Here is a 22,426-nt window from a genome sequence, read left to right on the forward strand (position 1 = left end):
TGGGCGGGTTTTGTGAGCGCACGCCCCGTGCCCACTCCACTACCGTCACACGGATGGAGGAATCCGACGCACTGCTGGCCCAGATGGCGGCGCGGTTGCGGGCGGCGGGTTGCGTCTTCGCGGAAGATGAGGCCCGGATCCTGGTCCGCGAGGCCCTCGACGCCGGCACGCTCGAGAAGCTGGTGCGACGTCGGGTGGGCGGCGAGCCGCTGGAGTACATCGTCGGTGCGGCGGAGTTCGGTGGACTGATGGTGGCAGTGCTGCCGGGTGTGTTCGTTCCGCGCCAACGGTCTCTGTTGCTGGTCGACGTCGCGGCGGACGGAGCGCCGCCCGACAGCGTGGTTGTGGATCTGTGCTGTGGCTCGGGGGCGCTGGCCGCGCTGTACGCGGCGCGACATCCGGACGCGCAGATTGTGGCCGCCGACATCGACCCGGTGGCGGCCGAATGCGCCCGGATCAATCTGGCGGGTCGCGGCGAGGTTTTCTGCGGTGACCTCTTCGAACCGCTCCCCGCGCGCATCCAGGGACACGTGAATGTGCTGATGTGCAACGTGCCTTACGTGCCCACAGCCGCCATTTCGACCATGCCGCCCGAAGCCCGGGATTTCGAGCCTGCCGCGACTCTCGACGGCGGCCCCGACGGCCTCGACCTGATGCGCGAGGTCGTCGCGCAGGCGCCGGGGTGGTTGGCGCCACGCGGCCGACTGGTGATCGAAGTCAGTGCAGCGCAGGTCGATTCGGCCCGAGAACTGTTCACTCAGGCCGTGCTGTCTCCGTCCGTCCACTCCGACGCTGAACGCGGTGCCACCGTGGTGGCCGGGGTCAGGACGGTTTGACGTCCAGGACGACCTCGAACTCGAGCAGGTCTGCACCCGAGGCGACGGGCTTGGCGCGCTCGCCGGCGTGTGCTTCCCGCGCGGGCCCCGCCGCCCAGGCCTGAAAGTCCTCTTCGGACTCCCACTGCGTCACCACGAAGTAGCGGTCATCGCCCTTGACCGGTCGCAGCAACTGGAAACCGAGGAAACCCTTCGAGCCATCGACACTGTGGGCGCGATGGGCAAAGCGCTTCTCCAGCTCGGGTCCGGCGCCTTCGGGAACGGAAATCGCATTGATCTTCACAACAGCCATGGCGATCACCCTACCGGCGGAGTGTGCTCCTCAACTGTTCCCTGCAGCTGCCATCCGTGCCTGCTCCGGCCGGCGGTGACTCTGGCCGGAGTCATGCCCCGACGTAGCCGATAAGGTTCTACCCCGTGAGTGCGGACGTGGGTTTCATCGACTACGGCGGGATGCCCGGGCGTCCGCCGATCGTGCTGTTGCACGGGTTGATGGGTCGCGGCCGCACATGGCAACGCCAGATCCCCTGGCTCCGCAGGTACGGACGAGTGTTCGCCTACGACGCGGCGTGGCATCGCGGAGCGAAGAGCATCGAAGAGCCGTCGCCCGAAAATCTGTGCACCGAGCGGTTTGTCGGTGACCTGGCCGAAGTACTGACGTGGATCGACATGGGTCCGGCCGTTCTGGTCGGGCATTCCATGGGCGGCCTGCACGCATGGTGTGCCGCTGCGGACTACCCCGAGCTGGTGTCTGCTCTGGTGATCGAGGACATGGCACCGGACTTTCGTGGTCGCACCACCGCGGGGTGGCGCCCATGGTTCGAGTCGTGGCCGGACCGGTTCGAGACACTTGCGCACGCGCAGCAGATGTTCGGAGAGGTGGCCGGCCGCTACTTCTACGAGGCATTTGACGATGGTGCGCTACACGGTCGTCTCGACGTGTGGGCGCAGATCGCCGAAGAGTGGGGTCGTCGTGACTTCTGGCAGCAGTGGGATGCTGTGGCGGTACCGAGCCTGCTGCTCGAGGCCGAGAACAGTGTCACCCCGCCAGGTCAGATGCACACGATGTCACAAGCACACGAGAACGCAATCCTGTTGCGGGTCAAAGGATCCGACCACCTGATCCATGACTCCGCGCCCGACGAGTACCGCGGCGCAGTGGAGGCATTCCTGTCCGGCCTGACCTGATCCGACTGACCCGGAGATCATCCTTCGCCGGCCAGTGCGAACCGCCCGTCGTCGGTGATCTCCGCCAATCCGTCGACGAGCAGCGAGTCGAGCGCACGATCGCGCTGCGCCGTGTCGGTGGTCCACACCAGATCGAGTCGCGCCCGCTCGACGGGGATGTCGCTGCCCCGCAACACATCCAACAGCAGTCCCCGCACCTGACGGTCGGTTCCAGCGAACTTCTGCACCTTGCGGGCAGGCCCATCATGCGCGGGTCGTCCGGCCGCGACCCACCGGCACCCGGTGAGAGGGCAGAGCTGGCAGCGAGGGTTCTTGGCGACGCAGACCAGCGCACCCAACTCCATCAGGGCCGCGGAGAACCGGGGCGCGCGTGAGTCGGCGGGTAACAGGCCCGCGACATCAACGAGGTCGGCGCGTGCGGGGTTGCCGGGTTCGGCCCGGCCGTGGACGGCCCGGGCGACCACCCGCCGGACATTCGTGTCGACCACGGGCACCGACTGACCGTAGGCAAAGCACGCAATGGCGCGGGCCGTGTAATCGCCGATGCCGGGCAGCGTGAGCAAGACGTCGACATCACTGGGGACCACGTCGCCGTGCTCGGCGGCGAGTACAGCCGAGCACGCGTGCAGCCGCATCGCGCGGCGGGGATAGCCGAGCTTGCCCCAGGCCCGCACCACTTCACCCACCGGGCTCGCGGCCATCGCCGACGGGACCGGCCACCGTTCGATCCACTGTTCCCAGATCGGCGCCACCCGTGACACCGGCGTCTGCTGGAGCATGATCTCGCTGATCAGGATGTGCCAGGCCGTGACGCCGCGACGTCGCCAGGGAAGGTCGCGTTCGGCCTCATCGAACCAACTGAGCAAGTTGGTGGGCGGGACCGGAGAGGGGGAGTGCAGAATGTCAGCCATGGCTCAAACAACCCCCGCTCAGGCATGGAAATCGCTGCGTGAAGGCAATGAACGCTTCGTGGCAGGCAAGTCGCTTCATCCCAGTCAGGGTATCGAGGACCGCGCCCGGCTCGCTGCCGGGCAGCATCCGCGGGCGGTGCTCTTCGGGTGCGCCGACTCGCGGGTGGCAGCGGAGATCATCTTCGATCAAGGGCTCGGCGAGATGTTCGTGATCCGGACGGCCGGGCACGTCATCGACTCGGCGGTACTGGGCTCGATCGAATACGCCGTGGAAGTCCTCGACGTGCCGCTGATCGCCGTCCTCGGGCACGACAGCTGTGGTGCCGTCCGGGCGACACTGGACGCACTCGACGACCTACAGATTCCTGGAGGATTCATCCGCGACGTCGTCGAACGCGTCACGCCGAGCATCCTGGCCGGACGCAGCGAAGGTCTCACCCGCGTCGACGAGTTCGAAGCCAGGCATGTGAAGGAAACCGGCCGCCTGATGGTTCAGCGCAGCCGGATCATCTCCGACAAGATCGAGAGTGGCGCACTGGGAATCGTCGGACTCACATACGAACTGGCCGAAGGTGTGGTTCGTCTGAACGGGACGCTCGGCGAGATCGGCGAGGATCCGGAGATGCCAAGCCTGGCGTCGTGAGCCACCGCCTTTGAGATGTCTCGCACAGAGGTTAAATGCGACACGCCGCGCGAGGTCAGCCGGTGGCCACCGCGGTGCCACTAGCGTCGGGGTGTGCTAGATCCTCAGGGCCCCCTGCCGCCGGAAATTTACTGGCGCCGACGCGCACTCGCGGTCGGCGTCCTGGTGGTGGTGCTTGCCGTGATCATCGGACTCGTCTTCTGGGTGACCGGTGACGACAACGGGAAGAACACGGCCAACAGCACCGAGCTGAATGCCTCATCGAGCTACGCGCTGCCGTCGGCTTACAAGGATCCGTCGGCATCGCAGTCTGCGGTTCCCGGCGGCGGTTCTGGTGGTACCGGCGGAGGAGACGTCGCCGGTGCGAACCCCGATCAGCCCGGTGCCTCAGGTGCTCCCGGTATCCCGGGCGGCACCCCGGTCGGGGAGACGCCTCAACCTGTCCCGGCCAGCGGACTGTGCCCCGACCAGAACATCTCCGTGGTGCTCTACACCGACAAGCCGGCATACGTCGAGGGCGAGCAGCCGATCTTGACCATCGCCATCACCAACGCAGGGCTCTCCGATTGCACCCGCGACGTCGGCAAGGGCATGCAGAACGTGACCGTGCTGAACCTCGCAGGCGACCGCCGCATCTGGTCGTCCGGCGACTGCGCGCCGGTCGAGGGCGTCAACAACCAGCTCCTCAAGCCGGGGCAGCAGGTCAAGGACACCATCGACTGGTCCGGTACCACCAGCAGCCCCGGTTGCGAGACGCCGCGCCAACCCGTTGCTCCGGGCGCCTACCAGGCCGTCGCCAAGATCGGTGAGAAGCCGAGTGCCCCGATCACGTTCAACGTGAATCGACCGAACGCGCAGTAATATCTGCTCCGCTTCGCTCCGCTTGTCGGTGTGGCCGTCGTCGGTTGTTCTTCCCTTCTCCTCACATCGCTGCGCTCGTTCGTCGGCAGTCCAGAACAACCGGGCCACACCTCAGTTACATCTGCTCGCTCCGCTCGCTCCGCTCGCTTGTCGGTGTGGCCGCCACTCGCGAGCTCTTCCTACGTCGACTCAGTCGCTGCGCTCCCTCGCTCCTCCGTCCAGAGCACGCGGGCCACACCTCCGGGGAGAACCGTGGCGGGCCAGGCGGTTACTAATCAAAACGTTCGATGCTGGACTCGGCCAGCCGGGACAATCCCTCGCGGATGTGCCTGGCCCAGATGCTGCCGATGCCCTCGACCGCCTGCAGGTCCGCGGCGGTGGCGGCCAATAGCGCTTGCAGCGTGCCGTAGCTGCGGACGAGCCGGTCGATGTGAGCGAACTGCAGACGCGGGATCCGGGCCAGCAATCGATAACCCCGCGGGCTCATCGCGGTGTCCTGGGCGTCGATCGTATTCGGGTAGCCGAAAGCCCGGGCCAGTGCGGTGAGGTCCAAAAGATCGGTGTCCGTGAGGTTTTCGATGGCGGTGAGGGCCTGCTCGACCTCCATCGTGCTGGCGGGCTCGGGACTGGCGAAGTAGTCGCGCACCACCAGCTCGCGTTGAGAGTCGTTGTCGCCCACCAACTCTTCGAGCTGCAGCCGCAGCTGACGGCCGTTGACACCGAGTTCGAGAACGTAGTGCTCGATCTCCTCGGACACCCGGCGCACCATCTCGAGCCGCTGCACAACGGTCATCGCGTCGCGCAGCGTTACGTAATCTTCGATCTCTGATCGCGAAAGCGCGGTACTGACCTCATCGAGTCGAGTCTTGTATCGCTCGAGAGTGGCGACAGCGAGATTGGCGCGCGAGAGGATCGCGTCCGATCCCTCGACGACATATCGGATTCCGGCCACGTAGGCACTGACGATGGACATCGAGGCGCTGACCGAGATCACCGGGTAGCCGGTCTGGATGGCGGTGCGTTCGGCGGAACGATGCCGGGTGCCCGATTCTTCGGTCGGGATGGACGGATCGGGCACCAATTGCACGTTGGCACGCACGATTCTGGCGCCGTCGGTGGACAGCACCACCGCACCGTCCATCTTCGACAGCTCGCGCAATCGGGTGGGAGCGAACGCGACGTCCAGATGGAAGCCACCGGCACAGATCCGTTCGACCTCGGGATCGTGTCCGATGACGATCAAAGCGCCTGTGCGGCCACGCAGGATGCGTTCGAGGCCGTCTCGCAGGGGAGTGCCCGGCGCCAATCGGGCAATCGTGGTGCGGAGCAGGTCCGAGGCCGGAACCTCAGCCATGAGGCGCCTTTCTGTTGTCCATGAGATGGAGACTAGATTAGCTGTCTGTGAAAACAACTTTCGTGCTGCCCGACGAGCTGGTCCCGGCCGAACGCTCGGCCAAGGCCCCGGCGGCCGGTGAAGTGGTGCGGGCGCACAACCCGATGTGCTTCGGCTGCGGTGACCGCTCCGAGGCCGGTCTGCACATGAAGGCAATCGCGGGCGAGGGCACCGACGTCACCGCCCGGATGCAGGTCGAGCCCCGATTCGAAGGAGGCCCCGGCGTCATCCACGGCGGCATCCTCTCGACCGCGTTCGACGAGGTGATGGGTCTGACGCACTGGATGGTGGGCGCGATTGCAGTGACCGCGCACCTGGAGATCGACTTCGCCAAGCCCATCCCGGTGGGCAGTGAACTACGGCTCGAGGCCGAGACGGTCGGCACCGTTCGGCGCAAGCTGTATTCGCGTGCCGTTGCCTACCTGGGCGACGACACCGAGCCCGTGGGCGCCGCACACGCGATCTTCGTCCAGATCAAGCCCCTGGAGCACTTCAAGGACAGCTTCGAGGCGAGTGGTGCGGCCGAGTTCTACGGCGAGCGCATCGCCCGCCACGACCGGGGAAGCAGCAGCGTCTAGAACCGGTAGGGGCTGGCGGGACCTTTCAGAGCCGTTCGCATGGCGGTCTGCAGATCGGCCACCTGGGTGATCTTCATGCCCGACGGCAGATCGAGCGAACCGGCCGGGACGATCGCGTGTTTGAAGCCGAGTCGCTTGGCCTCGGCCACCCTTTTGCCGACACCGGCCACCCGGCGCACCTCGCCCGCGAGGCCGATCTCGCCGATGGCGACCATGGACCCGGGCAACGACCGGTCGGCCAGGATGGAGCTGAGCGCCAACGCGACCGAGAGGTCGGCCGCAGGTTCGCTCAACTTCATTCCGCCGACGGTGGCCACGTAGACGTCCTGGTCGTGGGTGGGCAGATGGGCGCGAGCCGAACAGACCGCCAAAATCATTGCGACCCTTGCCGAATCGAGTCCGACAACCGCGCGCCGGGGGTTGGCCAGACTCGACTTCGAGACCAGTGCCTGCACTTCGCCGACCAGCGGCCGTTTGCCGTCCATGGCAACGGTGATCGCGGTTCCGGCCACACCGATGTCGCGGTGATGCAGGAACAGTCCCGACGGGTCGGTGACCTCGTGGATGCCGTCTTCACGTTGTTCGAAGCAGCCGACCTCATCGGCCGCGCCGAACCGGTTCTTGATGCCGCGGACCATCCGCAGGGTCGAATGCTTGTCGCCCTCGAACGAGAGGACCACGTCCACGAGGTGCTCGAGCGAGCGGGGGCCTGCGACGGTGCCGTCCTTGGTGACGTGCCCGACCAGGATCACCGCGATGCCCGAGTTCTTTGCCAGTGAGGTCAAAGCCGTTGTCACCGCACGGATCTGGGTGACACCACCGTTCACCCCGTCGACGTTCTGGGCCACCATCGTCTGCACCGAGTCGACGATCATCAGCGATGGCATGACCGCCTCCGCGTGACCGAGCACCGCGCCGAGGTCGGACTCCGCGGCGAGGAAGATCTCGTCGTGTACCGCTCCCGTGCGTTCGGCGCGCAGGCGCACCTGGCCCGCGGACTCCTCGCCGGTCACGTACAGCGCGCGTTTGCCTTGCAGCGCCCAACGTTTGACGGTTTCGAGCAGGAGGGTGGATTTGCCGACGCCGGGTTCACCGGCGAGCAGCATGACCGAACCGGGGACCACGCCGGTGCCGAGGACGCGGTCGAGTTCTCCGATGCCGGTGGGAAAAGCTGCGGTATGGCTGACGTCGATTTGACTCATCGGCCGGGCAGGTGCGCTCGGGATGGTCGCGACCGTGGCGGACTTACCGCCGCCTATGCCCGCTCCACCGCCGGTGGCCATGGCGACCGCGTCGACAGAGCCCCATTCACCGCATTCCGGGCAGCGGCCCACCCATTTCGCAACCTGGTATCCGCAGGCGCTACATCGATATGTCGATTTGGGTTTGGCCACCGCGCAACTCTAGCCACGGTGACCGACACCGAACCGCCGGAGCGGGCTAGTGCCCTCCGCCGTGGTCTTCTTCGACCACGCCGCGGGCCTTGTCCTGGCGGGGCAGCAGTGGCCCGGCGTCGACAGGCACATTGAGGGTGGTCTCGCCGGCCTGCTGGAAATCGAAGGTCAGCGGGACCGTGAGGCCTGGTGTGATGGTCTTCGCGGCACCCGTGATGGTGACGGTGATGCGCTTTTCGCTGGGGTCTTCTGGTTCTGCGCTGGTGGTGAGCAGCAGTCCCGGCGTGCCGGCCCGCAGCGATTTGGTGGCCGGGATCTCGGTGGGACCGTCGATGGTGACCTTGCCGTCGCCGCCTGCGAACTCGATGCTCTCGAGCTTGTCGGCGACATCTGGGCTGGTGTTGGAGATCAGGAACGACATCTCGAGCGGCCCGCCGTTGGCGAAGGCCACATCTCCGGACTCGGGAAAGACAACCGCGACGTCGCGCAAGGCGAGCGGGCCGACGGTGGCCGAGTTGCCGTTGACGGCGGAGGCCTGGTTGGCGGTCTGCGAGGTCTGGCCCGCACCGCACGCGGTGGTGCCGAGTGCCAGACCGGTCGCGATCGCCCCGACGGCGATGGCCGAAGCCACCCGGCGTCGCCGGACATTACGGGCCGGCCCAAACTCTCGTTCCACCGAAACTCTCTCCACTGACACCGGTTTTCCTCCGAGGTAGGTCCTGATGCTGCGCCCGCTCGTCAGTCGGCTCAGGTGGCCCGAGAACCCGCTCAGGTCGACTGCGCAGTGCGTGCACTACGGAGCGTAGTGGGCCGGTCGCGAGAAATCGCGATGGGGTGCCGAAATCGCCGTGGAGAGCGTTCGAGATCGAGGTGCCCTGCGGGCCGTCGATGAGGGAGTTCGGGCAGTGTCCCAGCACACTTTTCAGGCATCGTCAAGGCTTGGCGGACCATGCCTACGCCGCTGACCTGCATCGTTGTCCGATGACGCGGAAGGCACCGTGGTAGACTCGGCGAATGGAAAGGGGCATGAAACATTGAATTTCAAAGTTGGTGACACCGTTGTCTACCCCCATCACGGTGCTGCCTTGGTCGAAGACATCGTGATCCGGACCATCAAGGGTGAGGCTGTTGAATACCTCGTCCTCAAGGTTGCGGACGGCGACATGACGGTCCAGATCCTTCCACAAAGCTCGAATATGTGGGTGTACGCGATGTGGTCGGAGAAGAAGGCCTCGGAAAGGTGTTCGATGTGCTTCGCGCACCGCACACCGAGGAGCCGACCAACTGGGCTCGCCGCTTCAAGGCAAACCAGGAAAAGCTGATCTCGGGCGACATCATCAAGGTTGCCGAGATCGTGCGCGACCTCTGGCGTCGTGAGCAGGACCGTGGTCTGTCCGCTGGTGAGAAGCGAATGCTCACCCGTGCGCGCCGCGTCCTCGTCGATGAACTCTCGCTCGCGCAGAACACCAACGACGAGAAGGCCTCCATCATTCTCGACGAGGTTCTTGCCGCCGCTTCGTAGAGCGGGCGTCTGGTCGTCTTGGCATCTACTGTCGCGCTGATCCCGGCTGCCGGTCGCGGAGAGCGGCTCGGTGCCGGATTGCCCAAGGCATTCGTCGACCTCGCAGGCCACTCCATGCTGCATCGCGCTGTGCGTGGTGTGCAGGCCAGCGGGGTCGTCGAGCATGTCGTGTTGTCCGTCCCGGCCGGTCTCGTAGACCAGGTCCGGGCGGACTTCCCCGAAGTGACCGTGGTGGCAGGTGGCGCTCAACGAGGCGACTCGGTGCGAGCGGCCCTCGCCGCCGCCCCCGCCGCCGACGTGGTCTTGGTCCACGATGCGGCCCGCTGCCTCACCCCGCCGACGTTGTTCGTCTCCGTCGTCGACGCCGTGCTCGCCGGGGCCCACGCCGTGGTCCCGGGAACTCCCGTCACGGACACCATCAAGTCCGTTGATCCTGCCGGTGTGGTCACTGGAACCGTCGACCGCACGAGTCTGCGCGCGGTCCAAACTCCTCAAGGCTTCGATTTTGATGTCTTGACCTCGGCATACGCCAGCGCTGACGCTGACTTCACCGACGACGCCGGGCTCGTCGAATCCCATGGCGTCGCGGTCCACACCATCGCGGGAGATCCATTGGCTTTCAAGATCACCACCCCGTGGGACCTCCGCCTCGCCTCCTGGTTGCTGGCCGAGGAGGCACGAACGTGAGGGTGGGCATCGGTACCGACGTCCACCCCGTCGAGCAGGGTCGGCCGTGCTGGATGGCCGGGCTGCTCTTTTCTGACGCGGATGGCTGCGCCGGCCACTCCGACGGGGATGTCGCCGCGCACGCCCTGTGCGACGCCCTCCTCTCGGCCGCCGGACTCGGCGATCTGGGTTCGGTGTTCGGAACCGGACGTCCGGAGTGGGACGGCGTCAGCGGCGCCCGCATGCTCGGCCACGTCCGCGAACTCATCGAATCGGAGGGTTGGCGCGTCGGGAACGCGGCAGTTCAGGTGATCGGCAACAGGCCGAAGATCGGGCCCCGCCGCGCGGAGGCCCAGCAAGTGCTCACCGAACTCATCGGCGGGCCGGTGTCGGTGTCTGCCACCACCACCGATGGACTCGGGCTGACCGGTCGCGGTGAGGGCATCGCCGCCGTGGCCACAGCCCTGCTGCTTGACCAGTAGGATTGCCGATCGTGACCCTGCGCCTCTACGACACCGCCGCCCGAGATGTACGTGACTTCACGCCACTGCGTCCCGGCCATGCGTCGGTTTATCTGTGTGGCGCCACCGTGCAGGGAATTCCTCACATCGGGCACGTGCGCAGCGGCATCGCGTTCGACGTCCTGCGCCGCTGGCTCACCCACGAAGGCTACGACGTCGCGTTTGTGCGCAACGTGACCGACATCGAGGACAAGATCCTGACCAAGGCTGCCGATGCGGGCAGGCCGTGGTGGGAATGGGCGGCCACTCACGAGCGCGAGTTCAGCTGGGCCTACGACCAGCTCGGTGTGCTGCCGCCGTCTGCCGAACCGCGGGCGACGGGGTTCATCACCCAGATGGTCGAGTACATGGAACGACTCATCGACCGCGGTCACGCCTACGCCTCCGACGGCAACGTCTACTTCGACGTCCAGAGTCTTCCCGAGTACGGCTCGCTGTCCGGTCATCGCCTCGACGACGTCCATCAGGGCGAGAGCGCCGGGACCGGGAAACGCGATCCACGCGACTTCACCCTGTGGAAGAGCGTGAAGCCGGGCGAACCCTCATGGCCGACGCCGTGGGGCCGCGGGCGCCCGGGATGGCACCTCGAATGCTCGGCGATGGCCACCACCCTTCTCGGTCCGGAGTTCGACATCCATTGCGGTGGTATGGATTTGGTGTTCCCGCATCACGAGAACGAAGTGGCCCAGAGTCATGGGGCGGGAGATCCGTTCGCTCGCTACTGGTTGCACAACGGCTGGGTCACCATGGGTGGTGAGAAGATGTCGAAGTCTCTCGGCAACGTGGTCGCCATCCCGGCGATGCTCCAGCAGGTCAGAGCTGTGGAATTGCGTTACTACCTCGGCAGCGCGCACTACCGGTCGATGCTCGAATACTCGCCACGTGCTCTCGAAGATGCCGCCGAGGCGTACAAGCGGCTCGAATCCTTTGTGCACCGGACGGTTTCGCGCGTCGGCGATGTTCCCGTCGGTGAGGTGACCGCTGAGTTCGCATCCGCTCTGAACGACGACCTCGGTGTGCCGGCGGCACTCGCGCAGGTCCACGGAACGGTCAAGGTGGGCAACACTGCCCTCGAGAGCGGTGACCACAAGACCGCGCTGGAGTCGGCATCTGCGGTGCGAGCCATGCTCGACGTGCTGGGCGTCGACCCGTTGGCAGAGAACTGGGCGGACAGCCGCGATGACACTTCGCTCACCGCTGCACTCGACGTTCTAGTCCGGGCAGAACTCGACCGCCGCACCGCCGCTCGGGCGGAGAAGAACTGGGCCGTGGCCGACGAGGTGCGCGACCGGCTGGCAAAGGCCGGGATCGACGTGACAGATACACCGGATGGACCGCAGTGGTCGTTGACGGACAAGTAGAAAACGACACAGAACATGGAGTCCGACCGGTGAACCACGAGGCAACGGCCCGAACCACGGGGCCATCGGCCCGACCTACCGAAGGGGTTGGTAACTGATGGCCGGCAATTCCAAACGTAAGGGCGCCGTCCGCAAGGGCGGCACCAAGAAGGGGCAGACCGTCGGATCCGGCGGTCAGCGGCGGCGCGGTCTCGAAGCGAAGGGCGCGACACCGAAAGCTGTCGACCGCACCTATCACACCGCTCACAAGCGTGCGAAGGCTGCGGCGAAAGCCTCAGCACCCGGCGGGCGGCGTCCTCAGCGCAAGTCCGACGTCGATGGGCCCGAATACGTTCTCGGACGTAACCCGGTGGTCGAATGCCTGCGCGCCGGCGTCCCGGCTACCGCTTTGTACGTCGTGCTGGGGGGCGATGCCGATGAGCGCGTCACCGAAGCCGTCCAGATCGCCGGCGACAAGGGCATCGCGATCCTCGAGGTGCAACGGCCCGAACTCGACCGGATGAGCTCGAACGGCATGCACCAGGGCATCGCCTTGCAGGTACCGCCGTACCGCTACGCCCATCCCGAAGATCTGATGCAGCTGGCCATTGACAGCGGTCAGCCTCCCTTGTTGGTGGCCCTCGACAACATCACCGACCCGCGAAACCTCGGTGCCGTGATCCGTTCGGTCGCCGCATTCGGCGGACACGGTGTGGTGATCCCGGCTCGCCGCAGCGCCTCGGTCACCGCCGTCGCATGGCGCACCAGTGCGGGTGCGGCCGCAAGGCTGCCCGTCGCGCAGGCCACCAACCTCACCAGAACACTCAAGGAGTGGGCTCAGTCGGGTGTGCAGCTGGTCGGTCTCGACGCCGACGGTGACGTCACCCTCGACGACTACGACGGTTCGGGTCCCACCGTGATCGTGGTCGGGTCCGAGGGCAAGGGTCTGTCGCGGCTGGTTCGCGAGTCGTGCGACTCGATCCTGTCCATCCCGATGGCCGGCGACGTCGAAAGCCTCAACGCGTCGGTCGCCGCCGGAGTGGTGCTCGCGGAGTTCGCGCGTCAGCGCCGTTCGTGATCAGAGACCGTTTGTAGGTCCGATACAACAATGGCGTGGTCGACCTGTCGGTCGACCACGCCGCTGTTGTCGAGAGTTACTGGTGTTCCGGGCTCAAGCCCTGGGTCCGGCTCTCCGTCTTCTTCTTGTCTGGCACCAAAGCGTTCATCGCGACCTTGATCACGATGCCCACGACGATGATGACGATGCCGAGCACGGTGCTGGTGGAATCGGTGACCAGACCGGCGACGCCGGTGACGATGACGAAGATCGGCACCCAATCCCACAGCCGCGCCAGTGACTGCGGCACCACGTCTTCTCCGCCCTTTGCCATCTCTTTGGCAACGGCGTACTCGGGGTAGAACTCGGTGAACGAGATCGCGAAGATGGTACCGGCCAAGCCGATGATCCAGCCGGTCCAGAAGTTGTTGTTGTCTTGCAGGACGGCGTCGCCGTAGAACCCGGCGACCGCTCCCACCCCGAATCCGAGGACCCACGACCAGGTGATCATGTAGTTGATGTGGATGAACACCGGGTTGTCCCACATCTCTTCCGGCTCAGACTCTTTCGCATACTGCATGGTGAAGGGCTGGCGAATCAGGATCGAGCCCAAAGCGAAGGAGACCAGCGCGATGTTGGTCATCTCCCCGCCCCACATCTCCAGCCAATCGAGCACGCTGGCTGCCGCGAACTGGGCGAGCAGCACCATCGAAGAGAAGTAGACCAGGTCGAAGACCTCGAGGAACTTGATCTTGCTGCCGCGCTTGTGGCCGCCGATGACGATGAGTAGCGAGAGGCCAAACGCGACGGCTGCCGCTTCCTCGAACCGCCCCGGACCATTGATGAAACCCATCACGATCCATGGGGTCATGCCGGCGAAAGGCGAATTCAGGAAGGCCGACAGAACGCGTCCGAACTTCGATTGGGTGACGACCGGCGAGACCGTCTTGTTCTGATCGGAATTATCTGTCACGGCTACGTGGCCTTATCTCGCATTGGAGCACAGAAGGTTTGGGGTGATGCCTGACGATCGTAACGGTAGTCAGCCCGGGTCACCGCACGAAATCGTCAAGCCGGATCGCCGCGAAGGAAATTGATGATGACCGGATTGACAACACCGGGGGTCTCGATCGGGATCAGATGTGTGCCAGGCAGAACCGCAAGACGTGCGTTGGGCAGTGCCTTCACGATCTCCGCGCTGTGTTCGAGTGTCACCTCGTCGTGATCGCCTTGCATCACCAGAGTCGGTGCGGTGATTCCACTCAAGTCGGAAACCACCATCTCGGGTTCGTTCGCGATCATCGTGGTGGTTTTCTCGAATACAACCGGGAAATGTTCATCGCCGTCCGGCGAGGTCTCCGCGTAGTCGGACCGCAGGAATTGCACGATCTCCGAATCGATGTCGTCGATGGATTCGAGTAAGCCGCCACTGGACCGTCCGGACGAGTTCAGATATTGCCCCAGGACAATCATCCGGTTCACCAGATCGGGACGTTTGAGGGCAACAAGAAACGCTATGACGGCGCCATCGCTCCAGCCGACCAGGTGCGCCGGCCCGCCGACGATCCCGTCGAGATAGGCGATGGTCTCTTCGGCCATGTCCTCGTAATGGAATTCATCGGTGACGTCGGCGCTGTGCCCGTGACCATGGCGCTCGGGGGCGTAAACGGTGTACCCGGCGTCGACCAGGGGCTGGAACTGTCCGCCCCAGTCCGCGGCCGAGGAGAACGCGCCGTGCAGCAGAACCACCGCGTCGCCCTCGCCGGCCACCTGATGCCACACCGGTGTGTCGGCAGACGGGTGGTTTATTTTGACGTATCCGGTGTACTCGGTGGTCATGCGTTCGAGTTTTTCAGATCACCGGCCGTGTCGTGTTGCGAATGAGCGCGATAGCGGGCGAGTGACCGCTATTGGACCGATAGGGTCGAAAACATGGTGAGTACTAGTACGAGGGTGACCCTGTCCGACGGGGTCGTCGAGGGTGTCCGCGACCGCGACATCGTCCGCTGGCGCGGCATTCCGTTTGCCGCACCTCCGGTCGGTGACCTGCGACTGCGGGCACCTCAGCCGGCCATCGGATGGGAAGGTGTGCTCAAGGCCGACAGTTTCCGGAACGCTGCGCCGCAGAATCCCAAATATGCGCTGGTCGAACGCGGGCGCAAGCAACCCGTCAGCGAAGACTGCCTGACGGTCAACGTCGTCGCACCGGCACGCACGTCGAACAAGCCGCGGGCGGTGATGGTGTTCATCCACGGCGGCGCGTACATCCTCGGATCCACCGCCACCCCGCTCTACTACGGCCACGACCTCGTCCGGCGTGGCGACGTGATCTTCGTGTCGATGAACTACCGGCTCGGCCCGCTGGGTTACGGGGACTTCACCAGGTATTCGACCCCGGAACGCCCCTTCGAGACCAATCTGGGATTGCGTGACCAGGTGGCCGCGCTGCAGTGGGTGAAGGACAACATCGCCGACTTCGGAGGCGACCCCGACAACGTCACCATCTTCGGGGAGAGCGCAGGCGGCAATGCCGTCACCACGCTGATGGCCACACCTGCGGCCGGCGGTCTGTTCCACCGCGTCATCGCCGAGAGTTCGGCGCCGATGCTGACCCTGCACCAGCATTACGCACAGCGATTCGCCGACAAGATGGGTGAACTGCTGATCGCCGACACCGGGATCTCGGACGTGGCCGAAGCCCTGGCCTCGGCGTCGTTGGCCGAGATCGGCCGGGCGGGGCATCGCCTGGCCCGATGGGTCACCAAGGACACTCCCGGTCTGTTGCCGTTCGGGCCAGTCGTCGACGGTGACTACCTGCCGGTTGCGCCGGTGGAGGCCTTCGCCGACGGTTCGGCGCACCAGGTACCGATGATCATCGGCACCAACAAGAACGAAGGAACACTCTTCAAGCGGCTGCCGCAGGGCATGCTGTCCACCGAAGAGGTCATCACGGAGATGTTCGCCAACACCGAGCCCGACGCGCAGGATCGCATCACGGCGGCCTACAACGGTTACCCCAGCCCGCGATCGATGGTGCAGTTCGGCGGCGACTACATCTTCTGGGTGGGCAGTGTGGCTGTGACACAGGCGCATTCCGAGCACGCGCCCACCTACGCCTACCGATATGACTACTCGCCGAAGGTGATGAGGTGGATGGGTCTCGGGGCCACTCACGCGTCCGAACTGCTTGCGGTGTTCGGCATCTACCGCGGCAAAGCCGGTCGGCTGCTGACCCAGCTCGGTGATCGGCGAGATGCCCTCCGCGTTACCGGTGAGGTGCAGGATCAATGGCTGTCGTTCGCGAAAACCGGCGAGCCGCTGTCCAGTTGGCCCCCCTACACACCGAAGGTGCGGGCCACCAGGATCTTCGACAAGCACTCGTACGTGGAGGTGGATCCGATGCGGGCACGGCGCGAGGCATGGAATGGGTTCGGCGACTACGCTGCGAAGGTCCCCGGCGCCGAAGCCGCCGAGGAAACCCTCGAGAACGTGTGAGAGCCGTACATCGGTGAACGACTGAAGCTGGGAGATGCGAATGCGTGTATTTGGCTCCGCCACTGAGGTTTTGACCGCTGTGGGAAGTGAACTGGGCAGCAGCGAATGGATCACGGTGACCCAGGAGCGGGTTGATCAGTTCGCCGAGGCCACAGGTGATCACCAGTGGATCCACGTGGATGTCGAGCGGGCGAAAGCGGAGAGCCCTTACGGCGGCACCATCGCCCACGGTTTCCTGAGTCTGTCGCTGCTTCCCATGCTGGGTGCGCAGATCTATGGGTTCGAGGGTGTGAAGATGGCCCTGAACTATGGCAGCAACAAGGTGCGTTTCCCGTCTCCGGTCCTGGTGGGGTCGAAGGTCCGGCTCACCACCACCCTCGCCGAGGCGACCGATCTCGGCGACGGTGCGATCCAGATCGTGTTCGGTCAGACGCTCGCGGTCGAGGGCACGGCCAAACCTGCGGTGGTCGCGGAGATGGTTGTCCGGGTTGTGTTTTGAGGCGTGCAGCATGGTTGGGCACACTCGCGGCGGCGACGATCGTGGTCGCCGGATGCGGCGGGGCTGATCCCGACCCGACGGTGACCACCGAACCGGTTGCCGGTGAGTCGACGACAACGGCGGCTTCGACAACACCGGCAGCGACCACGTCCGCGATCACGCCGTCCACCCCTGCGTATCTGCCGCCGTTCATCGACCACCTCGCCTGGACGCAGACCGAGCAGGGCCCGAGTCTGCAGGTGTTTCCCACCGAGTCAGGACGCAACACGCAGGGCGCCGGCGATCTCGATGCCAGCTGGGCCGAGGTGGTTGCGCTCGACCCAACGGCCGACACCCCGGGAATGCGCGATCAGTACGCCTGCCACTGGCGGTTCGCCCGGATAGTCGACCCGGACAAGACGAGCTGGAACCTGGAACCGTGGCGCCCCGTCGTCACCGAGTCGGAGATGATCTCGACCCGCTGCAATCCCGGCGGCGCCGAGGAATCAATTCCCTGACGTCGTCACCGACCGAACCACCTGACCGACACGCAGCAGTCCGTGTGGATCATGTTGCTCTGCAAGGGCTCCGAGCCACACCAGGGTGTCTTCGTCGTAGCACCGCGCCAATCGGGCCGGTCCGGTGCCCGGAGCGAAGTTCGGCAGCTCACCCACCGACCACGGCGCCACGGCGTCCAGTACGGCGCTCGCATGGGCGGGCACGTGCTCGGCGATCGGCGGCACCAGAGCACCGACCACCATCAGGTTGAATGACGCGCTGCGATGGCAGAAAGCGCTGCGCTGGGCTGCCGGCCGCGACATCGCACCCCCGAGCAACCGGAGTTCGACGACCACCTGCGGCGAACCCGATTCGGGGCCGGTGAGAGCGATCAGGGCGTCGATCGCGTCGTCGCTCAGCTCGCCGAGCAGTGTGCTGCGCTCATGCGTCGGCATGGGGTCGACGGGATCAGCGTGGATTGCCCCCATCGCCGCGTACGGCATGGGCGCCACCGCGTCGATCAGAGGTCTCGCGGCGGTGCGGATCGGCGCGAACAGGGCTTCGGCGGCGGTCGGCTCTGCGAGCGATGCGTAGCGGACCGCCAGCGTCAACCTACCGGCCAGCTGCGGCGGAACGCCTGGCAGCGGTGGCAACTGCAGCAAAGCGATCGAGGTGTTCGTGTCCTCGGGAAGAGCCGCACTCCAGTCGCGCCAGACCCGCAGCACGTCGGCAGCGTCGGAACCATCGAAGTAGACGGCACCTCCGTAAATCTCCGATATGGGCAGCAGCTCGATCTCGACCGAGGTGACGATCCCCAGCGTGCCTTTCCCACCGCGCAGCCCCCAGAACAGCTCGGCATGGTTGTCGGGGGTGACCTGCAGGACCTCGCCGCGCCCGGTGACCAATTCGAACGATCGGACATGATCGGACGACAGGCCCACACTGCGTACCAGTGGGCCGATGCCGCCGCCGGTCAGAAAACCGATCACACCCACGTGGGGCGCTGAGCCGGCCAGGGCGGCAAGGCCGTGCGCTGCGGCCGCATCGATGACCCGCTGCCACCGCACGCCGGCGCCGACCCTGGCCGTACGTGTTTGCGGATCCACCACGCAGCCGTTCAACTCGGCGGTGTGCACCAGGATGGTGCCCGAATCGATCGGCAGAGCGCCGTGCCCGGTTGCCTGTACGGCAACGGTCAGCCGGCGACGCTCGGCCACGCGCAACGTGGCCGCGACATCGGCGGCCGAGGTGGCGAACACAACTGCGCACGGCTCTGACGGCACCGAGACGTTCCAGGGCGTCGCGCGCGCGTAGTCGGGATCAGCAGGACCGGCGACCACACCGGACACGGCGGTGCGTAGTTCGGTGGCCGGGTCGGCGTGGGTGCTCTCGGTGGTCGTGGTCATCGTGTGCGAACGCCTCTCATCATCGGGGAAGTCGATGGCAACAGGTTGCGTCACATCACTTGGCATCTGCTTGGTGGCGAGTCCAAGGAAACGTCAAGAAGTGGGCCGGATCCGTTCGGGGTCCCGGGGCGGGTCGGCGTCAGGCCTGCTCACGGACTGTGCGCACGTCCTCGAGGAGACCCGCCATCCCGAACTCGGCCGCCCGGGCACCGATGTCATCGAGTTCGTCGAGATGTCGTTCGGCCGGTGGACGCAGTTGCCACTGCAGAAGTTGGCAACGGAGGACGGTCGGTTGCCCGCCGTTGCGCTCGGCGACCTCGGCCGCGACCGCCACTGCCTCGGTTGCGGCGGCGGTGTCGCCCAGCAACATGTGAAGCCTGGCGAGGGCGAGGTCCACCGGGCCGACGGAACCGAGCTGACCGATCACGCCGATGCACCCGGTGAAGGGTTCGAGTTCGGCGATGAAGTCTGCGGCGAAGTCGGTCAGCTCGAACTGTGCCACCAGGTGGGCGAGAGCCGTCGCGTGACCGAGCGTGTGCCACACATGTGCGCCGCGGGTGTCCTGCCGCTGCCGGATGAGCTTCTCGGCCAGGTTCCGGTCGACCGGAGCACCGGGGACGGTGGCCAAACCGGCCGCGATGACGCCGATCATGTCGGTGTCCTCGGCGCTGGCCGCCACACCCTCGATCAGATCGCGGGCCATCGACGCCTCGTCTTCGGACAGATGGCCCTGCTCGCGGCGCAACCCCATCAAGGACATGTTGGACTGTCCGGTCACGTAAAGCTCGGTCTGCTCGTGGACACGTTTGGCGATGGCCCGGTGCCGGGTGGCCCGTTCGAAGTCGCCGTCCCAGACCGCCACCACCACCTCCATCCAGCGAAGCTGTGCGCGCAAGATCGGCAGGTTCAGCTCCTCGCTGCCGTTGATCGCCTGGAGCAGATGGCCCCGGACCGCGTGCACGTCGCCGAGGGTGAACGCGGCCATGGTCGCGATCGAGTGTGCGATCACGGTGTCGAATCGGGCCTGACTGTGCGCAAAGGTCAGCAGGTCACCGATCGTGGCGATGGCTTCGGCGGCATGGGTGGCGACGCCGGAGAAAGTGATCAGCCGGGCCATCATCACCTCGGCCGTGATCTCGGGATCGTTCGCGATGGCCGCGAAATGTTCTGCGCGGACGATCAATTCGGGCGCCAGCGTGGGGTCGGGATGATAGCTGTGCCCGACACACAGAGCTCCGAGAACCTGTGCACGCGCGGAAGATTCGTCCGCGACGATCTGTTCGGCGCGAAACAGCAGGGCCAGCAACGGCGCGGGGTCCTTGCCCGGGGTGACCCACGGCCACCCGCCGCCCGAACGCAGCAGCGAACCGGCCAGTTTTCCGATGGTCGCGGTCTTCTCGGTTCGGATGGCCATGGCCAGTTCCGTTTCGACCGTGTCGAGTACGGTCTGGCCACGGCCCGAGCGTGACAGTGCCTCGAGATAGGACACGGTGAGGCCGTCCCGCTCTGCGTCGTCCTGATCGCCTGCGGGCAACAGGTCGTAGGCCACCAGTGCCTGATGCCACCAGTTGGCCGCGGACTCGGAGTTCCATCGCTCGGCGGCAGCGGTGGCCGCCGCGATGCATGCCGCAACCGCGTCGCGGGCCTCCACCAGAGGCAGCGCGGCCATGAGATGTTGTGCACGCCTGCCCAACACGTCCGAGCCCGATGCACCTTCGAGTACCTCGCCGACCTTGGCGTGCGCGCGTTTACGACGCAGCGTCGGCATCTGGGCCAGCACTTCCTCGCGAAGCAATCCGTGGGCGAACGCATAGCCGTCGGTGCCCGGGGCCGCGGCGATGATGCGGGCATCGGCGGCCTCGTCGAGATGGTCGGCGAGCGAGTCGATGTCGAGACGGGTGGTGGCCGAGAGAAGCGCCACGTCGATCGCGTCGCCGATGACTGCGGCCATCCGGAGCACCTGCAACACAGCAGGATCGAGGCCGGCCAACCTCAGACCGAGGACGGACCGGACTGCTTGCGGCAGTTCACCGGCGTCGCGTTCGTCCTTGGACAGGCGCGCGTATTCGGAGACGAACAGCGGATTGCCGCCCGTGCGCCTGATCAGGCGGGAGACCTCCGTGTCGGACAGGGCTTCGTCGGCGATCTCATTGGCCAGTGTCGCGGCATCGTCATCGGCCAGTGCCGACACGACGATCTGACGGTTGCCACCTCCGCGGGCGACCGCGCTGAGGAGCCGGCCGAGCGCGGTCCCGTGCTCGCCCTCGCGCAGAGTGATGATGAAGCCCACCGGGTGCCCGTGCACAGCGGTCGCCATGGAGGCGAGCGCGCCCACCGACATCGCGTCGGCCCATTGGGCATCATCGATCACGACCGCCAGAGGTGTTGTCGCCGAACTCTGTTCGATGACGCGCTGTACCCGGTCGTACGTGGTGAAGCGGGCGGTGTCGGCGTCCACGCCGTCCTGGGTGGTGAGGATCTCGGCGGGGTCGCAGCCCAGCGCCTCGACGAGCTGACGGGCGGGCCACCAGGCGGGGGCGCCCTCCTCGGGATTGCGAGCCCACACAGCGCGACCACCCAGGGCCTGCATCCGCTGGGCGGCCTCGTGGGCGAGTCGTGTTTTTCCGATGCCCGGCGGGCCGATCAGGATGAGCCAGCGCGTGTTCCCCGCGACCACCTCACCGAGCAGCCGGCCGATGTGGTCGATCTCGCGCGTGCGGCCCACGAGTTTGCCGTTCGATGCGGCAGTAGAGGCCGGGGCCGGCTGATCCGGGACCGCCTCGGGTACGGGTGAACGGATCTCGCTGGCCCCGGACCAGCTGGGTTTACGGGGCCACGCGGCCAACTCCGGGTCGTGGCGCAGGATCGCACCTTGCAACTCGCGCAGTTCGGAGCTCGGTTCGAGTCCGAGATCGTCGTCGAGTCTGCGCGCGTGTTCGGTGAACACATCGAGGGCTTCGGCCGAGCGGCCCGCCCGGTGCAGCGCCATCATGTGCAGCCAGCAACTGCGATCGCGATAGGGCTGCTCGGTCTGCAGTGCCACCACATCGGCGAGTGCCTGGGGAACGCGCCCCAGCGCCAGGAGCGCGGTGATCCGGTTCTCCCGGCACCCGCTGCGGAGTTCTTCGAGTCCGGCCGCCTCGGTCTGAACCCAGCTCTCGTCACCGAAACCGTCGAGCAGCCGTCCGCGCCACATACCGAGAGCACGATCGGACGTCTCGAGGGCCGGCGCCCAGTCCTCGCGGTCGGAGGCCTGGCGGGCCGAATTGGCGAGGTCCAGGAACTCGTCGATGTCGAGTTCGGAATCGTAGATCTCGAAGATGTACCCGTTCGACTGTCGCCGGATGGGGGAGGTGCCGACCGCGTCGTTACGCAGCGCCCGGCGCAGATTCGAGATGTAGGCCTGCAGGCTGGACGTGGCACTGGGCGGCGCGTCTTCTCCCCAGATCGCGTCGGACAGCCGGTCGATGGAGACGACGGTGCCGCGATTGAGGAGCAACAGCGCCAGCACCATCCGCTGCTTGGGCGACCCGAGTTCCACGACCTGCGAGTGGTCGGCGCGACGGACCACGGACAGCGGTCCGAGCAACTGATACCGCATCGCCTGCCTTCCGGTCCGGGCCGCGTGCTACAGCGTCA

At 66.1% G+C, this 22,426-nt stretch carries 21 protein-coding genes and 1 pseudogene; 13 read left to right on the forward strand and 9 right to left on the reverse strand.

Going from position 1 to position 22,426, the window contains the following annotated elements; translation table 11 throughout:
* Nucleotides 1-53: 53 nt before the first annotated feature.
* Complete coding sequence (locus W823_RS50575; RefSeq protein WP_023961243.1) at nucleotides 54-836, forward strand: putative protein N(5)-glutamine methyltransferase; 783 nt, start codon at nucleotides 54-56, stop codon at nucleotides 834-836.
* Here W823_RS50575 and mhuD read toward each other — a convergent pair.
* Nucleotides 823-1,128 carry a mycobilin-forming heme oxygenase MhuD gene (mhuD, locus tag W823_RS50580; RefSeq protein ID WP_023961245.1) on the reverse strand — a complete coding sequence of 102 codons (306 nt, stop codon included), beginning with the start codon at nucleotides 1,126-1,128 and terminating at the stop codon, nucleotides 823-825. The genes W823_RS50575 and mhuD overlap by 14 nt on opposite strands.
* Before the next feature lie 161 nt (nucleotides 1,129-1,289).
* Here mhuD and W823_RS50585 point away from each other — a divergent pair, with 161 nt between their 5' ends.
* Entirely contained in the window at nucleotides 1,290-2,024 is a 735-nt protein-coding gene (locus W823_RS50585) for an alpha/beta fold hydrolase (protein WP_081729886.1), read from the forward strand.
* Nucleotides 2,025-2,041: 17 nt separating this feature from the next.
* Here W823_RS50585 and W823_RS50590 read toward each other — a convergent pair whose 3' ends face one another.
* Nucleotides 2,042-2,935, reverse strand: coding sequence for an A/G-specific adenine glycosylase (locus W823_RS50590; RefSeq protein ID WP_023961249.1), 894 nt, complete (start codon nucleotides 2,933-2,935; stop codon nucleotides 2,042-2,044).
* Here W823_RS50590 and W823_RS50595 point away from each other — a divergent pair.
* Nucleotides 2,934-3,578, forward strand: coding sequence for a carbonic anhydrase (locus tag W823_RS50595; RefSeq protein ID WP_023961251.1), 645 nt, complete (start codon nucleotides 2,934-2,936; stop codon nucleotides 3,576-3,578). The two genes, W823_RS50590 and W823_RS50595, sit on opposite strands and share 2 nt — an antisense overlap.
* 93 nt (nucleotides 3,579-3,671) lie before the next feature.
* On the forward strand, nucleotides 3,672-4,439 hold the full coding sequence (locus tag W823_RS50600; protein ID WP_023961253.1) for a hypothetical protein: 768 nt from the start codon (nucleotides 3,672-3,674) through the stop codon (nucleotides 4,437-4,439).
* A 271-nt stretch (nucleotides 4,440-4,710) separates the two neighbouring features.
* Here W823_RS50600 and disA read toward each other — a convergent pair whose 3' ends face one another.
* Nucleotides 4,711-5,793 (reverse strand): DNA integrity scanning diadenylate cyclase DisA, encoded by a 1,083-nt coding sequence (gene disA, locus W823_RS50605; protein ID WP_023961255.1) that lies wholly within the window; start codon nucleotides 5,791-5,793, stop codon nucleotides 4,711-4,713.
* A gap of 47 nt (nucleotides 5,794-5,840) precedes the next feature.
* Between disA and W823_RS50610 the strand changes: the two genes are divergently transcribed.
* Nucleotides 5,841-6,410 (forward strand): PaaI family thioesterase, encoded by a 570-nt coding sequence (locus W823_RS50610; RefSeq protein ID WP_030172736.1) that lies wholly within the window; start codon nucleotides 5,841-5,843, stop codon nucleotides 6,408-6,410.
* Here W823_RS50610 and radA read toward each other — a convergent pair.
* Nucleotides 6,407-7,804, reverse strand: coding sequence for a DNA repair protein RadA (gene radA, locus W823_RS50615; protein WP_030172737.1), 1,398 nt, complete (start codon nucleotides 7,802-7,804; stop codon nucleotides 6,407-6,409). The two genes, W823_RS50610 and radA, sit on opposite strands and share 4 nt — an antisense overlap.
* Before the next feature lie 46 nt (nucleotides 7,805-7,850).
* The gene (locus tag W823_RS50620; RefSeq protein WP_023961261.1) at nucleotides 7,851-8,480 is read right to left on the reverse strand and encodes a hypothetical protein; all 630 of its coding nucleotides are present in this window, start codon (nucleotides 8,478-8,480) and stop codon (nucleotides 7,851-7,853) included.
* Between the two features lie 358 nt (nucleotides 8,481-8,838).
* On the opposite strand from W823_RS50620, the pseudogene W823_RS50625 reads away from it, so the two are divergent.
* The 5 genes and pseudogenes from W823_RS50625 to rlmB all read left to right on the forward strand — a co-directional run bounded on the left by W823_RS50625 (nucleotide 8,839) and on the right by rlmB (nucleotide 12,931).
* A pseudogene (locus W823_RS50625) lies at nucleotides 8,839-9,326 on the forward strand (CarD family transcriptional regulator).
* An 18-nt stretch (nucleotides 9,327-9,344) separates the two neighbouring features.
* A complete protein-coding gene (gene ispD / locus W823_RS50630; RefSeq protein ID WP_023961263.1) occupies nucleotides 9,345-10,013 on the forward strand; it encodes a 2-C-methyl-D-erythritol 4-phosphate cytidylyltransferase in 669 nt (222 codons plus the stop codon).
* Nucleotides 10,010-10,474, forward strand: a complete 465-nt coding sequence (gene ispF, locus W823_RS50635; protein WP_023961265.1) for a 2-C-methyl-D-erythritol 2,4-cyclodiphosphate synthase — start codon at nucleotides 10,010-10,012, stop codon at nucleotides 10,472-10,474. The genes ispD and ispF overlap by 4 nt, the downstream gene beginning before the upstream one ends.
* 11 nt (nucleotides 10,475-10,485) lie before the next feature.
* The gene (gene cysS / locus W823_RS50640) at nucleotides 10,486-11,874 is read left to right on the forward strand and encodes a cysteine--tRNA ligase (RefSeq protein ID WP_031333045.1); all 1,389 of its coding nucleotides are present in this window, start codon (nucleotides 10,486-10,488) and stop codon (nucleotides 11,872-11,874) included.
* A gap of 97 nt (nucleotides 11,875-11,971) precedes the next feature.
* On the forward strand, nucleotides 11,972-12,931 hold the full coding sequence (gene rlmB, locus W823_RS50645; RefSeq protein ID WP_023961268.1) for a 23S rRNA (guanosine(2251)-2'-O)-methyltransferase RlmB: 960 nt from the start codon (nucleotides 11,972-11,974) through the stop codon (nucleotides 12,929-12,931).
* Nucleotides 12,932-13,007: 76 nt separating this feature from the next.
* On the opposite strand, the gene W823_RS50650 is transcribed toward rlmB, so the two are convergent.
* Nucleotides 13,008-13,883: a hypothetical protein gene (locus W823_RS50650; protein WP_023961270.1), complete on the reverse strand. Its 876-nt coding sequence runs from the start codon at nucleotides 13,881-13,883 to the stop codon at nucleotides 13,008-13,010.
* A gap of 95 nt (nucleotides 13,884-13,978) precedes the next feature.
* Entirely contained in the window at nucleotides 13,979-14,749 is a 771-nt protein-coding gene (locus W823_RS50655; RefSeq protein WP_023961272.1) for an alpha/beta fold hydrolase, read from the reverse strand.
* Nucleotides 14,750-14,842: 93 nt separating this feature from the next.
* Here W823_RS50655 and W823_RS50660 point away from each other — a divergent pair, with 93 nt between their 5' ends.
* The 3 genes from W823_RS50660 to W823_RS50670 are packed head-to-tail and all read left to right on the forward strand — an operon-like array spanning nucleotide 14,843 to nucleotide 17,401.
* Nucleotides 14,843-16,405, forward strand: a complete 1,563-nt coding sequence (locus W823_RS50660; protein ID WP_081729879.1) for a carboxylesterase/lipase family protein — start codon at nucleotides 14,843-14,845, stop codon at nucleotides 16,403-16,405.
* 40 nt (nucleotides 16,406-16,445) lie between these two features.
* Nucleotides 16,446-16,904 carry a MaoC family dehydratase gene (locus W823_RS50665; protein ID WP_023961277.1) on the forward strand — a complete coding sequence of 153 codons (459 nt, stop codon included), beginning with the start codon at nucleotides 16,446-16,448 and terminating at the stop codon, nucleotides 16,902-16,904.
* A gap of 14 nt (nucleotides 16,905-16,918) precedes the next feature.
* Nucleotides 16,919-17,401, forward strand: coding sequence for a DUF2599 domain-containing protein (locus tag W823_RS50670; protein WP_023961279.1), 483 nt, complete (start codon nucleotides 16,919-16,921; stop codon nucleotides 17,399-17,401).
* Here W823_RS50670 and W823_RS50675 read toward each other — a convergent pair.
* Both W823_RS50675 and W823_RS50680 read right to left on the reverse strand, forming a co-directional pair.
* Nucleotides 17,390-18,787, reverse strand: coding sequence for an FAD-binding oxidoreductase (locus W823_RS50675; protein ID WP_023961281.1), 1,398 nt, complete (start codon nucleotides 18,785-18,787; stop codon nucleotides 17,390-17,392). The genes W823_RS50670 and W823_RS50675 overlap by 12 nt on opposite strands.
* Before the next feature lie 139 nt (nucleotides 18,788-18,926).
* Nucleotides 18,927-22,388 (reverse strand): BTAD domain-containing putative transcriptional regulator, encoded by a 3,462-nt coding sequence (locus W823_RS50680; RefSeq protein WP_023961283.1) that lies wholly within the window; start codon nucleotides 22,386-22,388, stop codon nucleotides 18,927-18,929.
* Nucleotides 22,389-22,426 lie beyond the last annotated feature (38 nt).

The sequence above is a fragment of the Williamsia sp. D3 genome (assembly GCF_000506245.1).
In the GTDB taxonomy this organism is placed as follows: Bacteria; Actinomycetota; Actinomycetes; order Mycobacteriales; family Mycobacteriaceae; genus Williamsia; species Williamsia muralis.

What these genes read in the sequence shown, in the direction of transcription:
- W823_RS50575 (WP_023961243.1), top strand. Translation starts at nt 54, where the DNA reads ATGGAGGAATCCGACGCACTGCTGGCCCAGATGGCGGCGCGGTTGCGG.
- mhuD (WP_023961245.1), bottom strand. Translation starts at nt 1,128, where the DNA reads ATGGCTGTTGTGAAGATCAATGCGATTTCCGTTCCCGAAGGCGCCGGA.
- W823_RS50585 (WP_081729886.1), top strand. Translation starts at nt 1,290, where the DNA reads ATGCCCGGGCGTCCGCCGATCGTGCTGTTGCACGGGTTGATGGGTCGC.
- W823_RS50595 (WP_023961251.1), top strand. Translation starts at nt 2,934, where the DNA reads ATGGCTCAAACAACCCCCGCTCAGGCATGGAAATCGCTGCGTGAAGGC.
- W823_RS50590 (WP_023961249.1), bottom strand. Translation starts at nt 2,935, where the DNA reads ATGGCTGACATTCTGCACTCCCCCTCTCCGGTCCCGCCCACCAACTTG.
- disA (WP_023961255.1), bottom strand. Translation starts at nt 5,793, where the DNA reads ATGGCTGAGGTTCCGGCCTCGGACCTGCTCCGCACCACGATTGCCCGA.
- rlmB (WP_023961268.1), top strand. Translation starts at nt 11,972, where the DNA reads ATGGCCGGCAATTCCAAACGTAAGGGCGCCGTCCGCAAGGGCGGCACC.
- W823_RS50655 (WP_023961272.1), bottom strand. Translation starts at nt 14,749, where the DNA reads ATGACCACCGAGTACACCGGATACGTCAAAATAAACCACCCGTCTGCC.
- W823_RS50660 (WP_081729879.1), top strand. Translation starts at nt 14,843, where the DNA reads ATGGTGAGTACTAGTACGAGGGTGACCCTGTCCGACGGGGTCGTCGAG.
- W823_RS50665 (WP_023961277.1), top strand. Translation starts at nt 16,446, where the DNA reads ATGCGTGTATTTGGCTCCGCCACTGAGGTTTTGACCGCTGTGGGAAGT.
- W823_RS50675 (WP_023961281.1), bottom strand. Translation starts at nt 18,787, where the DNA reads ATGACCACGACCACCGAGAGCACCCACGCCGACCCGGCCACCGAACTA.
- W823_RS50680 (WP_023961283.1), bottom strand. Translation starts at nt 22,388, where the DNA reads ATGCGGTATCAGTTGCTCGGACCGCTGTCCGTGGTCCGTCGCGCCGAC.